The 14,887-nt window shown below is 64.0% G+C and carries 11 protein-coding genes; all 11 read left to right on the plus strand.

Features of this window, described 5'->3' with window-relative positions; all coding sequences use genetic code 11:
• The first annotated feature begins 964 nt into the window (after positions 1-964).
• Positions 965-2,122 carry an ABC transporter substrate-binding protein gene (locus ACPTTF_RS00465; protein ID WP_423369973.1) on the plus strand — a complete coding sequence of 386 codons (1,158 nt, stop codon included), beginning with the start codon at positions 965-967 and terminating at the stop codon, positions 2,120-2,122.
• A gap of 194 nt (positions 2,123-2,316) precedes the next feature.
• A complete protein-coding gene (locus ACPTTF_RS00470) occupies positions 2,317-3,372 on the plus strand; it encodes a branched-chain amino acid ABC transporter permease (RefSeq protein ID WP_423369974.1) in 1,056 nt (351 codons plus the stop codon).
• Positions 3,373-3,376: 4 nt separating this feature from the next.
• Positions 3,377-5,161 carry an ABC transporter permease subunit gene (locus tag ACPTTF_RS00475; RefSeq protein WP_423369975.1) on the plus strand — a complete coding sequence of 595 codons (1,785 nt, stop codon included), beginning with the start codon at positions 3,377-3,379 and terminating at the stop codon, positions 5,159-5,161.
• Positions 5,161-5,916 (plus strand): ABC transporter ATP-binding protein, encoded by a 756-nt coding sequence (locus tag ACPTTF_RS00480; RefSeq protein WP_423369976.1) that lies wholly within the window; start codon positions 5,161-5,163, stop codon positions 5,914-5,916. Before ACPTTF_RS00475 ends, ACPTTF_RS00480 begins: the two co-directional genes overlap by 1 nt.
• Positions 5,917-7,258: 1,342 nt before the next feature.
• Entirely contained in the window at positions 7,259-9,229 is a 1,971-nt protein-coding gene (gene mnmG, locus ACPTTF_RS00485) for a tRNA uridine-5-carboxymethylaminomethyl(34) synthesis enzyme MnmG (RefSeq protein WP_423369977.1), read from the plus strand.
• The gene (gene rsmG / locus ACPTTF_RS00490; RefSeq protein WP_423369978.1) at positions 9,226-9,912 is read left to right on the plus strand and encodes a 16S rRNA (guanine(527)-N(7))-methyltransferase RsmG; all 687 of its coding nucleotides are present in this window, start codon (positions 9,226-9,228) and stop codon (positions 9,910-9,912) included. The genes mnmG and rsmG overlap by 4 nt, the downstream gene beginning before the upstream one ends.
• Before the next feature lie 55 nt (positions 9,913-9,967).
• Complete coding sequence (locus tag ACPTTF_RS00495) at positions 9,968-10,747, plus strand: ParA family protein (RefSeq protein ID WP_166963905.1); 780 nt, start codon at positions 9,968-9,970, stop codon at positions 10,745-10,747.
• A 31-nt stretch (positions 10,748-10,778) separates the two neighbouring features.
• Positions 10,779-11,672 (plus strand): ParB/RepB/Spo0J family partition protein, encoded by an 894-nt coding sequence (locus tag ACPTTF_RS00500; protein ID WP_423369979.1) that lies wholly within the window; start codon positions 10,779-10,781, stop codon positions 11,670-11,672.
• 10 nt (positions 11,673-11,682) lie between these two features.
• Positions 11,683-12,813: an SLC13 family permease gene (locus ACPTTF_RS00505; protein WP_423371832.1), complete on the plus strand. Its 1,131-nt coding sequence runs from the start codon at positions 11,683-11,685 to the stop codon at positions 12,811-12,813.
• Between the two features lie 569 nt (positions 12,814-13,382).
• On the plus strand, positions 13,383-13,907 hold the full coding sequence (locus tag ACPTTF_RS00510; RefSeq protein WP_423369980.1) for an ATP synthase subunit I: 525 nt from the start codon (positions 13,383-13,385) through the stop codon (positions 13,905-13,907).
• Positions 13,908-14,016: 109 nt separating this feature from the next.
• Entirely contained in the window at positions 14,017-14,868 is an 852-nt protein-coding gene (gene atpB / locus ACPTTF_RS00515; protein WP_166963899.1) for a F0F1 ATP synthase subunit A, read from the plus strand.
• Positions 14,869-14,887 lie beyond the last annotated feature (19 nt).

The following is a 14,887-nucleotide window of genomic DNA, read 5'->3' on the forward strand; positions in this document are numbered from 1 at the left end:
TCTTCGTCTCAGTTCTGATGCACCGCGAAACGAATTTGCAGGTGGAGAACGAGGAGACAATCGAGGCACAAAGTGCCCGGACCCCAAAGCGCTGTTGGACGGAATCCAACAGCGCTTTTTCATTTGGTGCGCGAATTTTCATCGATGGTGCAGGCGAGCGGCGCCGCGTTCCGCGCGCCCGTATTCTGCCTCGCGTCACTCGCGCGTCATCCCGTCCCCCCGATTTCGTCCCTTCCTGCCAGTCGATCGCAGTCGGCGCGCAGCCGTGTGCATGCCGTCCGTCCGGGCTTACCCGGTTGGCGTGCGCAAAAAGCGTCCGTTACACTCAGCTTTCGCCGACCGTGCGGTCGGGGAAACGGTCGGCAGTTCTCCTACAAGCACAATGCAGAAGAGGGAGTACGGTTGGATGAGAAGCGCGGGACGAAGGATCGGGGTACGAGGGGCGGCTGGCGCCGCTCGTTCGGGGGCGGAGGGGCCTGGGTATGCCCAGGCTTTCACGAGCCGTCCTGTGACCGGCATGCGCGTTCCGATGCAATTTGCCGGCACGGTGGTCTGTCCGGTCGTTGCGTTCGCATCCGACGCGTCGTTCGCATTTGCATTCGCATGAGCGGCCGCTTTTCCGATCTCTCACCGCCCGCGTGCGGAGCCGAAGCAGGCTCGGCCCGACCTTCCGGCGATCGTTGCGTCCGCATCGATCGCGTCTCGCGTAGCGCTACCTTTCTCCGTTCTCTTCATCCTGACGACATTGCTGCCGCGCATCGTGGCGGTCGAACGACCGTTTCGGAACGCGCTGCGGCGCGTGGGTGCGCGCTATCGCCGGGGCGCGATTGCGGTACCGGTGTTTCACGGGAAAACGAGCGTAGGCGTGGCAAGGCGAGATAGTTAAATTATTAACTTGTTTTGGGGACCGGGAGCCGCCCGAGCGACCCGTGGCTTTTTCGAGCAGCGTTTGGAGACAACGTAGATGAAGATGAATCGATGGATGGAGGCCGTGCTTGCCGCGGGCCTGGTGTGCGCGGCGGCCACGGCGTCGGCGCAGGTGAAGATCGGTGTGACGCTGTCGGCCACCGGGCCGGCTGCGTCGCTCGGGATTCCGGAAAAGAACACGATCGCACTGCTGCCGAAGGAAATCGCGGGCAAGAGCGTGCAGTACATCGTGCTCGACGACGCATCCGACACGAGTCGCGCGGTGCAGAACGTGCGCAAGCTGATCGATGAAGATCACGTCGACGCGATCATCGGGTCGTCCGTCACGCCGAACTCGCTCGCGATGCTCGACCCCGTGTCGCAGGGCAAGACGCCGACGATCTCGCTCGCGGCGAGCGCGCAGATCATCGCGCCGATGGATGCGAAGCGCGCATGGATGTTCAAGGTGCCGCAGAACGACCAGTTGATGGCCGATGCGATCGCCGGCTACATGGCGAAGCACGGCGTGAAGACGGTCGGCTTCATCGGCTTCGCCGATGCGTACGGCGACAGCTGGTACAACACGTTCAACGCGGCGGCCGCGAAGAACGGCCTGAAGGTCGTGTCGAACGAGCGCTTCAACCGTACCGACGCGTCGGTGATGGGGCAGGTGCTGAAGCTGATGGGCTCGAATCCCGATGCGGTGCTGATCGCCGGCTCGGGCACGCCGGCGGCACTGCCGGCCAAGACGCTGAAGGAGCGCGGCTACAAGGGCAAGGTGTACCAGACGCACGGCGTTGCAAACAACGACTTCCTGCGGGTATGCGGCAAGGATTGCGAAGGCGAGATCCTGCCGGCCGGCCCGGTGCTCGTGACCGACCAGCTGCCCGATTCGAATCCGGTGAAGAAGCCGGCGCTCGGCTACAAGGCCGCGTACGAGAAGGCCTACGGCGCGGGCTCGCTGGCGACGTTCGGCGGCCATGCGTGGGATGCGGGGCTGCTGCTGCAGCGTGCGATTCCCGAGGCGCTGAAGAAGGGCCAGCCGGGCACCGAAGCGTTCCGCGAAGCGCTGCGCGCGTCGCTCGAAAACGTGAAGGATCTGCCCGTGTCGCACGGCGTGATCAACATGACGTCGACCGATCACAACGGCTTCGACACGCGTGCGCGCGTGATGGTGCAGATCGTCGACGGCAAGTGGAAGCTGCAGGCCGAGTAAGCATCACGTGAAACCGGCGGGTGCGGCGCGAACAGCGCCGTGCGCGCCGTCGGCAGGGCGCCGGGCCTGACGGGCCGCGCCCGTGCCGCATGGAACCACCGGGGCCCGCCGTGTGGCGCTCCGATCTTGCTGTTCATGCGCTCCGGCCGTTCCCGTCTTTCGTTTCTCCGCAGCATTCTCGACACACGAAACGTATGGATCTCTCGATTGCGGCGATCCTCGCGCAAGACGGCATTACGACCGGCGCCATTTATGCATTGTTATCGCTGGCGCTCGTCCTGGTGTTTTCCGTCACGCGGGTGATCTTCATTCCTCAGGGCGAATTCGTCGCCTACGGTGCGCTGACGCTTGCCGCGTTGCAGGCGCAGAAATTTCCTGCCACCTGCTGGCTGCTGTTCGTGATGGGCATCGCGTGCTTCCTGCTCGAAGTCGGCGGCCTGGTCCGGCATCGCGAACGCCGCCATCAGCTCGGCCGCACGCTCGCGACGCTCGGCAGCCGCTACATCCTGCTGCCGCTCGCGGTGTTCGCGATTACGCGCAGCTTTGCCGCGCAGCCGCTGCCGATGCTCGCGCAGATCGCGCTGACGCTCGCGATCGTCGTACCGATGGGGCCGTTCATCTACCGGCTCGTGTACCAGCCGATCGCCGAAGGCACGACGCTGCTGCTGCTGATCGTGTCGGTCGCCGTCCACTTCGCGATGGTCGGCCTCGGGCTCGTGATGTTCGGCGCGGAAGGCTCGCGCACCAACGGGTTCTCGGATGCGTCGCTGTCGATCGGCAGCATGACCGTGTCGGTGCAGAGCATCCTGGTTGTCGTGACGGCGCTCGTGCTGATCGGTGCGCTCTACGTGTACTTCGGCCGCACGATCGCCGGCAAGGCGCTGCGCGCGACGTCGGTGAACCGGCTCGGCGCGCGGCTCGTCGGCATCGGCACGACCGAGGCAGGGCGGCTCGCGTTCACGTTCGCGGCAGGGCTCGGCGTGCTGTCCGGGATCCTCGTCGGCCCGCTGACGACGATCTACTACGACTCCGGCTTCCTGATCGGCCTGAAGGGTTTCGTCGGCGCGATCATCGGCGGGCTCGTCAGCTATCCGCTTGCGGCCGCCGGCTCGCTGCTCGTCGGCGTGCTCGAATCGTATTCGTCGTTCTGGGCGAGCGCATACAAGGAGGTGATCGTGTTCACGCTGATCATTCCGGTGCTGCTGTGGCGGAGCTTCGCCACGCCGCACGTGGAAGAGGAAGAGGAGTGACACGATGAAGACGATGGTACGCAACAAGACCTTCTGGGTGTTTCTCGTGGTGCTGTTCGCGCTGCCGGTGCTGCCTGGTGCGCTGCAGGTGCCTGAATACTGGATCACGCTGCTGAACTACATCGGCCTCTACGCGATCGTCGCGATCGGGCTCGTGCTGCTGACGGGCGTCGGCGGGATGACGAGCTTCGGGCAGGCCGCGTTCGTCGGCATCGGCGCGTATGCGACCGCGTTCCTGACGACGCGATACGGCGTGTCGCCGTGGCTCGCGCTGATCGTCGGCGTCGTGCTGACGGCGCTCGTCGCGCTCGTGCTCGGCGCGGTCACGATGCGGCTGTCCGGCCACTTCCTGCCGCTCGGCACGATCGCGTGGGGCCTTGCGCTGTTCTACCTGTTCGGCAACCTCGAACTGCTCGGCAAGTACGACGGGATCAACGGGATTCCGGCGCTGAACCTGTTCGGTATCGAACTCGAAAGCGGCCGCAGCCTGTATTTCCTGATCTGGGCCGTCGTGCTGGCCGCGATCGTGTCGGTGCAGAACCTGCTGAACAGCCGCCCGGGCCGTGCGATCCGCGCGCTGCGCGGCGGCGGCGTGATGGCCGAGGCGATGGGCGTGAATACCGCGTGGATGCGCGTCGTGATCTTCGTCTATGCGGCCGTGCTCGCGGCCGTATCGGGCTTCCTGTACGCACACCTGCAGCGCGCGGTGAACCCGACGCCGTTCGGGCTGAATCACGGGATCGAGTTCCTGTTCATGGCCGTGGTCGGCGGCGTGGCGCACGTGTGGGGCGCGGTGCTCGGCGCGGCGATCCTGACCGTGCTGCAGGACTACCTGCAGACGCTGCTGCCGAAGCTGCTCGGCTCGGAAGGCAACTTCGAGATCATCGTGTTCGGCGTGCTGATGGTGCTGCTGCTGCAGTACGCACGCCAGGGCGTGTGGCCGTTCGTCGCGAGGCTGTTCCCGCGCGGGCCGCGCGCGCATGTGCCCGAGCACGCTGAGCCGTTGCCGCAGCGCGCGAAGCCGACGGCCGGCGAGCCGCTGCTCGTCGTCGACAACGCGCGCAAGCAGTTCGGCGGGCTCGTGGCCGTCAACGACGTCAGCTTCGACGTGAAGGCGGGGCAGATCATCGGGCTGATCGGCCCGAACGGTGCCGGCAAGTCGACCACGTTCAACCTCGTGACGGGTGTGCTGAAGCCGACGGGCGGCACGATCACGTTCCGTGGCGAGCGCATCGACGGGCTCACATCGCGCCAGATCGTCCGCCGCGGCATCGGCCGGACGTTCCAGCACGTGAAGCTGTTGCCGGCGATGACGGTGCTCGAGAACGTCGCGATCGGTGCACACCTGCGCGGCCGTACGGGCGTGTGGCGCAGCGTCGCGCGGCTCAATGCACATGAGGAAGCGCAGTTGCTGGCCGAGGCCGCACGCCAGATCCGCCGCGTCGGGCTCGAAAAGCACATGTACGACGAAGCGGGCAGTCTCGCGTTGGGCCAGCAGCGGATTCTCGAAATCGCGCGGGCGCTGTGCTGCGATCCGACGCTGCTACTGCTCGACGAACCGGCCGCCGGGCTGCGTTACCAGGAGAAGCAGCAACTCGCCGACCTGCTGAGGCGGCTGAAGGCGGAAGGCATGAGCGTGTTGCTCGTGGAACACGACATGGATTTCGTGATGAATCTCACCGACCGTTTGGTGGTGATGGAGTTCGGCACACGGATCGCGGAAGGGCTGCCGCAGGACGTGCAGCAGGATCCGGCGGTGCTGGAAGCGTATCTGGGCGGGGTGGAGTGATGACGGACACGACGATGCCGATTCTCGAAGTACGCGGGCTGGCAGTCCGGTACGGGAAGGTGGAGGCGCTGCACGGCGCGGCGATCAAGGTTGGTGCGGGACAGATCGTCAGCGTGATCGGCCCGAATGGAGCCGGAAAATCGACGCTGCTGAACGCGATCATGGGCGCGTTGCCGGTAACCGGGCATGCGTCGGGCGCGGTCGTGTACCGCGGCCACGACGTCGGTGCATTGCCGGTCGAGCAGCGCGTCGCGCGTGGGATGTGCCTCGTACCGGAAAAGCGAGAGCTGTTCAGCACGATGACCGTCGAAGACAACCTCGTATTGGGTGCGTATCGGCGCAAGCAGGCCGGTGAAGCGAACTTCCTCGACCAGCTCGATCATGTGTTTGCACTGTTTCCGCGACTGAAGGAGCGCCGCAAGCAGGCGGCTGGCACGCTATCCGGCGGCGAACGGCAGATGCTTGCAGTTGGCCGAGCGCTGATGGGCAAGCCTGACCTGCTGATGCTCGACGAGCCGAGCCTCGGGCTGGCGCCACTGATCGTGAAGGAGATCTTTCATATCATCAGCGCGTTGCGCGGGACCGGCGTGGCGACGCTGCTGATCGAGCAGAACGCACGGGCTGCACTGCAGATCTCCGACTACGGCTATGTGCTGGAGACAGGCGAGTTTGCGCTGGAAGGGCCGGCGGTCGAACTCGCGCAGAATCCGCGCGTGATCGAAACGTACCTTGGGTTGGCGAAGAAAACGGCCTGATCGGTGCGCGGTTGGCGGGGAACGGGCGGCGTGTTTCACGTGAAACACGCCGTTTTTGTTTTTGGGGTGCCGATACACGACGGCTGGTGGCTAGGGGATAAGTGCCAGGGAAGCAGTCTGAAGTTCTGTGCAATAGCGATGGGCGGGGCGCTCACAGCGCGGATGACGGTTCGAAGCATCGTTCGTGGAGGGCTGCCACTTGTTCCGCAGAACGAGGATGTGCCGGGTCACACGGGAGAAGTGCCGGGTGAGCCGTCGGAAAATCTGCGGGGAAGAGGGGGGGCACCGTTGCACAGGATGTTCCGTCCGGGTTGTCGTGCGGGGCACGGGCATTGTAGTGACCGGGGGATAAGTGCCAGAGAAACGGTCGGATGTTCTGTGTAATAGCGCTGGTCGAGGCGCCCTCGGCTCGGATGACGGCCCGACGCATCGTTCACGGAGGGCTGCCGCTTGCTCCACAGAACGAGGATGCGCCAGGTCACAGGGGGTAAGTGTCGGGCGAACCGTCGGAAAATCTGTGGGGAAGAGGGCGGGCACGGTTGCACAGGATGTTCCGTCCGGGTTGTCGTGCGGTGCACAGGCATTGTAGTGACCGGGGGATAAGTGCCAGAGAAACAGTCGGAAGTTCTGTGTAATAGCGCTGGTCGAGGCGCCCTCGGCGCGGATGACGGCCCGGCGCATCGTTCGCGGAGGGGTGCCGCTTGTTCCACAGGCCGAGGATGTGCTGGGTCACAGGGGATAAGTGGCGGGCTAACCGGCGGAAATTCTGTGGAGAAGAGAGTGGGCACGGTTGCACAGGATGTCCCGTCCGGGTTGTCGTGCGGGGCTCGGGCATTGTAGTGACCGGGGGATAAGTGCCAGAGAAACAGTCGGAAGTTCTGTGTAATAACGCTATTCGAGGCGTCCTCGGTGCGGATGACGGCTCGAAGCATCGTTCACGGAGGGCTGCCGCTTGTTCCACAGAACGAGGATGCGCCAGGTCACAGGGGATAAGTGTCGGGCGAACCGTCGGAAAATCTGTGGGGAAGAGGGTGGGCGCGGTTACACAGAGTGTCTCGTTCGTGTTGTCGTGCGGGGCCCAGGCATCGAATGGGTATCTGTTCCACGTGGAACTTCCCGGCAAGCGAATCTTTGCACAGGCGCAACGATGTGCTGCCGGCAGGCCGAAAGCATTGCTGGAGCAGGCTCTGCGCCATGGATTCATCGGCCGATCACAGAAAAATCGTCGAAATGCACAGACCCTACCATTCGGACGGCCTTCGGGTGAAAAGCGAACCCGCTATAATTCGCCCCATACATTTCTCAGATAGGTTCGTGCGCAGTCCTGCGTACGGAATCCACCATGCTTTTTCCCACAGAATTTGACGTCATCGTCGTCGGTGGCGGTCATGCCGGCACGGAAGCCGCGCTGGCGTCCGCCCGCATGGGCGCAAAGACACTGCTGCTGACCCACAACATCGAAACGCTTGGGCAGATGAGCTGCAATCCGTCGATCGGCGGCATTGGCAAGGGCCATCTGGTCAAGGAAGTCGATGCGCTGGGTGGCGCAATGGCAGCCGCGACCGACGAGAGCGGTATTCAGTTCCGGATCCTCAATTCGTCGAAGGGCCCGGCCGTGCGCGCGACGCGTGCGCAGGCCGATCGCATCCTGTACAAGGCTGCGATCCGCCACCGGCTCGAGAATCAGCCGAACCTCTGGCTGTTCCAGCAGGCCGTCGACGACCTGATGGTCGAAGGCGATCGCGTGGTGGGCGCCGTCACGCAGATCGGCATCCGCTTCCGCGCTCGTGCGGTCGTGCTGACCGCCGGGACGTTCCTCGACGGCAAGATCCACGTCGGCCTGAACAACTACACGGGCGGCCGTGCGGGCGATCCGGCGGCCGTGTCGCTGTCGTCGCGCCTGAAGGAGCTGAAGCTACCGCAGGGGCGCCTGAAGACCGGTACGCCGCCGCGTATCGATGGCCGTTCGATCGATTTCTCGAAACTGGCCGAACAGCCGGGCGATCTCGATCCGATCCCCGTCTTCTCGTTCCTCGGTCGCGCTGAGCAGCATCCGCAGCAGCTGCCGTGCTGGGTCACGCACACGAACGAGCGCACGCACGACATCATTCGCGGCGGCCTCGACCGTTCGCCTATGTATACAGGCGTGATCGAAGGCGTCGGGCCGCGCTATTGCCCGTCGATCGAGGACAAGATTCACCGGTTCGCGTCGAAGGAATCGCACCAGATCTTCCTGGAGCCGGAAGGGCTGACGACCAACGAGTTCTACCCGAACGGGATCTCGACGAGCCTGCCGTTCGACGTCCAGCTCGAGCTCGTGCACTCGATGCTCGGCCTCGAGAACGCGCATATCCTGCGTCCCGGCTATGCGATCGAGTACGACTACTTCGACCCGCGCGCGCTGAAGGCGTCGCTCGAAACGAAGGCGATCAACGGGCTGTTTTTTGCGGGCCAGATCAACGGGACGACCGGCTATGAAGAAGCGGCCGCTCAGGGTCTGCTGGCCGGTCTCAATGCTGGCCGCTACGTGCAGGAGAAGGACGCATGGTGCCCGCGCCGTGACCAGGCCTACCTTGGCGTGCTGGTCGACGATCTCGTGACGCGTGGGGTGGCCGAGCCGTACCGGATGTTCACGAGCCGCGCCGAGTATCGCCTCAGCCTGCGTGAAGACAATGCCGACATGCGCCTGACCGAGGTTGGCCGCGAACTGGGGCTCGTCGACGACGCGCGCTGGGATGCGTTCGGCCGGAAACGCGACGCTGTTTCACGTGAAACCGAACGCCTGAAGTCGACGTGGGTCACGCCGAAGACGTTGCCGCCGGAAGAAGCGACCGCGCTCCTCGGCAAGGCGATCGACCACGAATACAGCCTCGCCGAGCTGCTGCGCCGTCCGGGTATCAGCTACGACGGCGTGTGCGGACTGAAGGGCGGCGAATGCGGCCCCGCGGAGCCGCTGGCCGACGATCCGGTGCTGCTCGAGCAGATCAAGGAGCAGGTCGAGATCGGCATCAAGTATCAGGGCTATATCGAGCGCCAGGCATCGGAGATCGAACGCAACGATGCGAACGAGAACACGCGTCTGCCCGACGGTATCGATTACCGAGAAGTCCGCGGCCTGTCGTTCGAGGTGAGCCAGAAGCTCAACGAGTTCCGGCCGGAAACGATCGGGCAGGCGTCGCGTATCTCGGGTGTCACGCCGGCGGCGATCTCGCTGCTGATGGTGCACCTGAAGCGCCGCGGCCTGGGTCGCCGGAATGGTACTGCCGAAGCGGCAACGGAGCAGGGGGACGGCGCCGTCCCGACGCAACAATGACGGCGCGTCGCGCGCCGGCGGTTAATCGGGACGTACTGGAACAGATGCTCGTCGAAGGCATGACGGCGCTCGACCTCACGCTGACGGATGCACAACGCAACCAGTTGCTCGACTACGTCGCGCTGCTCGGCAAGTGGAACGCGGTCTACAACCTGACTGCGATCCGCGACCCGAAGCAGATGCTGATCCAGCACATCCTCGATTCGCTTTCCATCGTCTCGCATCTGCGTGGCCGTGCATCGGCCCGCGTGCTCGACGTCGGCTCGGGCGGCGGGTTACCCGGTATCGTGCTGGCGATCGTCGAGCCGGATTGGCAGATCACGCTGAACGATATCGTGCAGAAGAAGTCTGCATTCCAGACGCAGATGCGCGCGGAGCTGAAGCTCGCGAACCTGTCGGTGGTCACGGGGCGGGTCGAATCGCTGCAGCCGGGTGTCGAAGTGCCGGATAAATTCGACATGATCGTATCCCGCGCTTTCGCGGATCTGTCCGACTTCGTTAAACTTGCTCGACATCTGGTCGCGCCGAGCGGATCGATCTGGGCAATGAAGGGCGTTCATCCGGAGGACGAGATTGCGCGGTTGCCCGAAGGCAGCCGCGTGAAGCAGACGATACGGCTGGCGGTGCCAATGCTCGATGCCGAACGGCATCTGATCGAAGTGGCCGTCGACGAGGCGAATTGAAGGGCAGGCGCGTGATAGCGCGCCTTTGTTTGAAGGTAAAGGGAACACACCAACGATGGCAAAGATCTTCTGCGTTGCGAACCAGAAGGGGGGCGTCGGCAAGACGACGACATCGGTCAATCTCGCCGCAAGCCTTGCAGCGCAGGAGCAACGAGTCCTGCTGATCGATCTCGACCCGCAGGGTAACGCGACGATGGGCAGCGGGATCGACAAGTCTGCTTGCGAAGCGACCGTGTACGAGGTGCTGGTCGACGGCGTGTCGGTGACCGATGCACGCATCCGGCCGGACGGCGTCACTTACGACGTGCTGCCCGCGAACCGCGAGCTGTCCGGTGCCGAGATCGAACTGATCAGCATCGACAACCGCGAGCGCCGGCTGAAGGCCGCGCTCGAGCACGTGGCCGACGACTACGATTTCGTGCTGATCGATTGCCCGCCGACGCTGTCGCTGCTGACGCTGAACGGGCTGTGCGCGGCGCATGGCGTCGTGATCCCGATGCAGTGCGAGTACTTCGCCCTGGAGGGGTTGTCGGACCTCGTCAACACGATCAAGCAGGTTCACGCGAACATGAACCGCGACCTGAAGATCATCGGCTTGCTGCGCGTGATGTTCGATCCGCGCATCACGCTGCAGCAGCAAGTCTCCGATCAACTGAAAGCGCACTTCGGCGACAAGGTGTTCGACGCGGTGATTCCGCGCAACGTGCGCCTGGCGGAAGCGCCGAGTTACGGGCTGCCGGGCGTCGTGTTCGACCGCAGTTCGCGCGGTGCGCAAGCGTATCTCCAGTTCGGTGCCGAGATGATCGACCGCGTTCGCGCGTTCGAGGTGTCGTGATCCGGACATGAGCGAAGCGAGGAAGAAAGACATGAACGCGGTACCAAAGAAGAAGGGCTTGGGACGTGGCCTCGAAGCGCTGCTCGGCGGCAGTGCCGATATCACCGAAGCGGTGAAGATCGAAGGGGCACCGAACACGCTCGCGCTCGGCAAGCTGCAGGCCGGCAAGTACCAGCCGCGGACGCGGATGGACGAAGGCAGCCTGCAGGAGCTCGCGGCGAGCATTCGCGCACAGGGCGTGATGCAGCCGATCCTGGTACGGCCCATTTCATCAGACAAATACGAGATCATCGCAGGCGAGCGCCGTTTCCGCGCGGCGCGCCTGGCGGGCCTCGATGAAGTGCCGGTGCTCGTGAAGGATGTGTCCGACCAGGCCGCCGCGGCGATGGCGCTGATCGAGAACATCCAGCGCGAGGATCTGAACCCGCTTGAAGAAGCGCACGGTATCCAGCGCCTGCTCGACGAGTTCGATTTCACGCACGAACAGGCAGCCGAATCGGTCGGCCGTTCGCGCAGCGCGGTGTCGAACCTGCTGCGCCTGCTGAACCTGGCTTCGCCGGTGCAGACGATGCTGCTGGCGGGCGATCTCGACATGGGGCACGCGCGCGCGCTGCTCGCCGTCGATGCGGCCACGCAGATCACGCTCGCCCATCAGGTCGTCAACAAGCGCATGTCGGTGCGTGAGACCGAGAAGCTCGTCGCGCACACGACGAAGGAAGTGCCGGCCGTGAAGGCGCGTGCGAAGGACGACGGCGGCCGCGATACGCGCCGTCTCGAGGAGGAGTTGTCCGACCTGCTCGCGTCGACGGTGAAGATCAAGCTCGGCCGCCGCGGGCGAGGGCAGATCACGGTCGACTTCGGTAGCCTCGACGCGCTCGAGGGCATTCTCGCGCGGCTGCGCGGCAACGTCGCGACCGAAGAGTAACGCGGTGCCGATGGAGGAGACGGGCGCACCGGCGCCGCGCCGGTGGCTCGGATGGTTTGCGCAGGAGCCGGTGCTGTCGGTCCTTGTGCTTGGCCTGATCGTGCTGCAATGGGTGCGTCCGCAACCATTTTCCGTATTGGCCGATCGCGTCGACTGGCAGACGGTCGCGACGCTCGCAGGCCTGCTGATGCTGACCAAGGCACTCGAGTTGTCCGGCTGCCTGATGTGGCTCGCGCACCGCATCGTGCATCACGTGCATTCCGAACGCGGGCTCGCGATGCTGCTCGTCGGGTTCGCCGCGTTGCTGTCGATGTGGCTCACCAACGACGTCGCGCTGTTCGTCGTCGTGCCGTTGATGGTGTCGCTGCGTGCGCTGACGCCACTGCCGTTCCGGCGGCTCGTGATCGTCGTCGCGCTGGCCGTCAACGCGGGGTCCGTCGCGACGCCGCTCGGCAATCCCCAGAATCTTTTCCTGTGGCAATTGAGCGGCGTATCGTTCGGCCGCTTCGTGGTCACGCTCGGGCCGCTCGCGATCGCGCTGATGGCGCTGCTGCTCGTGCTGACCGCATGCGTGTTTCGCGCGAAGCCGCTCGACCTGTCCGGCGATGCTACTGCGTTGCCCGTACAACGCATGCACGCGCTGATCGCGGCGGTGCTGTTCGCCGCGTTCGTGCTGCTCGCCGATGCGCATCATCCGCTGCCCGGTCTCGTCGGTGTCGCGATCGTACTGCTTGCCGTCAAACGTGACGCAGTCCTGAAGATCGACTGGCTTCTGCTGCTGATCTTCGTACTGATGTTCGTCGTGCTGCGTACGGCGGCTGCGCTGCCCGTCGTGCACGACACGATTGCGAATGCGCAACTCGATTCGCCGCTGCGCGTCTATGCGGCCGGCGCGCTGCTGTCACAGGTAATCAGCAACGTGCCGGCCGCGATCCTGCTGTCGGAGTTCACGCATGACTGGCGTGCGCTCGCGTTCGGCGTATCGGTCGGCGGTTTCGGTTTCGCGATCGGCTCGCTTGCGAACCTGATCGCGGTGCGTCTCGCGAAGGAGCCGGGCATGTGGCTGCCGTTCCACCTGGTTTCAATCCCGTTCGCGCTCGCAAGCGCGGCACTCGGCGCGTGGCTGCTCGTTCACGGTTGAGCCATGCGGGTGCGCATGGCACAGGCGTGCCGTTCGGGTGGTGGGGAGGGTGCACAGTATTCGTGCTGGTTGCGGGCTTGTTGATAAGTGCCGCAATCCACAGTCAATTACCTGTGGTGGCATGACAACTGATTGGATGATTCGATGCGCCGGCGTCGGTCCGGATTTCACGCATCCGATGCGGCTGGGTGACCGCCGTGTTTCACCTGTCCGGAGCGTCGCTCCGGGTGTGGGCCCGGGGCCGCGTCACAGCGTGGATTCCGGGTGGCGTGCGTGCCGTCCCGCCAGCGCCCGCACCAGGCATCGTTTCCCCGCCATTTCATCGTCGCCGGATTTTTTCGGGCAAGAAATACCGGTGCCAAAAAGCGACCTTACAACTGTCATCGTACGTCGTCGAATCACGTGTTTTTTCACATGATGAGGCGTCGTTTTACGCAGGTTTTTGTCGCGTCTAAAGCCTTGAATCACTTGCAACTATCGCTTACAATCGCCCGGATTTGTTAGCTAGGCACCCCTGAAAGCTTTCAGAAAGCTTGGGGTCGGGTTCAAGGATTTTGCGGAAGATTGCGATGGCGGGTCAGGCGCCGAACGACAGGCACGATGATCAGCGCACGCAACGCACCGCTTCGGCGGCCGGCGAGCGGCGCGAATCCGATGATGACTGGGATGCCGAGCAGCAGGATAACAACATCGTTCCGCTCACACGGGTAGAAGCCGAGAAGCTGTTCGGCCCGGACGTGAGCAAGCCCTCGCGCGTGACCCCCTATAAGGTGGTATTCGCGCAAGTGGCTCTGTCCCTGGTTGCAACGCTGGCGTGGTGGCTGTTTTCAAAGTCGCCGGGCGCCGCTGCGCAATCCGCGTTTCTGGGCGGAGCGATTGGCTGGGTGCCCAGTGCGGTATTCGTGGCACGACTGAAGGCAGGTGGTTCGGCCACCGTGATGAGCTGGGTGATGGGCGAAGCCCTGAAGCTCGCTCTGACGGTCGGGATGTTCACTGCAGTGGCGTTCGGCTGGGCCGGCGTGCACTGGGTGCCGTTCCTCGTCACGTACCTCGTCGTGCTGAAGACGTACTGGATCGCGCTGGCCTGGCGGTAAGGAACAAGCAGCGTGCGGTTTCGACAATGAACCGCACCGGCCCGTTCCCGCAATAGCGTGTTGCGGAACTGGCAAAACGATTTTCGACAATTTGGGTGGCATTAACGATATGGCAGCTAGCGAAGGCACGCGCGGTCCGGATCCGTCCGAGTACATTGCGCACCACTTGCAGAATTTCTCCACCTCGCATCAGACGTCGATTTTCGACATTCACGTCTGGAACATCGACACGCTGTTCTGGTCGATCGTTTGCGGCATCGTGACGTTCGTCCTGCTGCGTCTGGCTGCCCGCAAGGCGACGTCGGGCGTGCCGGGCCGTTTCCAGTGCGCAATCGAGATGCTTGTCGAAATGGTCGAAGACCAGTCGAAGGCCATCGTCCACGGCAATCGTACCTTCATCGCTCCGCTCGCCCTCACGGTGTTCGTGTGGGTCGCGCTGATGAACTCCCTCGACTTTCTCCCGGTTGACCTGCCGGGCCGCGTGATCGGCCTGCTCGGTCTGTCGGACGTGATTTCCCACCATCGCATCGTCCCGACGGCCGACCTGAACGGCACGCTCGGCATTGCGCTCGGCGTGTTCGTCCTGATGATCTACTACAGCATCAAGATCAAGGGCGCGGGCGGCTTTGTGCATGAGCTGCTGTCGGCCCCGTTCGGTGCCCACCCGCTGCTGTGGATCCCTAACCTCGCGCTCAACATCGTCGAATATCTCGCCAAGACCGTCTCCCTCGGTATGCGGCTGTTCGGCAACATGTACGCGGGTGAGCTGTTGTTCCTGTTGATCGCCCTGCTCGGCAGCATGTGGAGCTTCGGTGGCGACGCAACGTTCCTCGGCTTCGTTGGCCACGTGATCGCGGGCAGCGTCTGGGCAATCTTCCACATCCTGATTGTTCTGTTGCAGGCATTCATTTTCATGATGCTGACGCTGGTGTATCTCGGCCAGGCGCACGACAAGCACTAAGCGCGGCGTGCAAAAAAGA

Source organism: Burkholderia crassaminum, assembly GCF_964265005.1.
In the GTDB taxonomy this organism is placed as follows: Bacteria; Pseudomonadota; Gammaproteobacteria; order Burkholderiales; family Burkholderiaceae; genus Burkholderia.

What these genes read in the sequence shown, in the direction of transcription:
- ACPTTF_RS00475 (WP_423369975.1), top strand. Translation starts at nt 3,377, where the DNA reads ATGAAGACGATGGTACGCAACAAGACCTTCTGGGTGTTTCTCGTGGTG.
- ACPTTF_RS00510 (WP_423369980.1), top strand. Translation starts at nt 13,383, where the DNA reads ATGGCGGGTCAGGCGCCGAACGACAGGCACGATGATCAGCGCACGCAA.
- mnmG (WP_423369977.1), top strand. Translation starts at nt 7,259, where the DNA reads ATGCTTTTTCCCACAGAATTTGACGTCATCGTCGTCGGTGGCGGTCAT.
- ACPTTF_RS00500 (WP_423369979.1), top strand. Translation starts at nt 10,779, where the DNA reads ATGAACGCGGTACCAAAGAAGAAGGGCTTGGGACGTGGCCTCGAAGCG.
- ACPTTF_RS00505 (WP_423371832.1), top strand. Translation starts at nt 11,683, where the DNA reads ATGGAGGAGACGGGCGCACCGGCGCCGCGCCGGTGGCTCGGATGGTTT.
- ACPTTF_RS00465 (WP_423369973.1), top strand. Translation starts at nt 965, where the DNA reads ATGAAGATGAATCGATGGATGGAGGCCGTGCTTGCCGCGGGCCTGGTG.
- ACPTTF_RS00480 (WP_423369976.1), top strand. Translation starts at nt 5,161, where the DNA reads ATGACGGACACGACGATGCCGATTCTCGAAGTACGCGGGCTGGCAGTC.
- ACPTTF_RS00495 (WP_166963905.1), top strand. Translation starts at nt 9,968, where the DNA reads ATGGCAAAGATCTTCTGCGTTGCGAACCAGAAGGGGGGCGTCGGCAAG.
- atpB (WP_166963899.1), top strand. Translation starts at nt 14,017, where the DNA reads ATGGCAGCTAGCGAAGGCACGCGCGGTCCGGATCCGTCCGAGTACATT.
- ACPTTF_RS00470 (WP_423369974.1), top strand. Translation starts at nt 2,317, where the DNA reads ATGGATCTCTCGATTGCGGCGATCCTCGCGCAAGACGGCATTACGACC.
- rsmG (WP_423369978.1), top strand. Translation starts at nt 9,226, where the DNA reads ATGACGGCGCGTCGCGCGCCGGCGGTTAATCGGGACGTACTGGAACAG.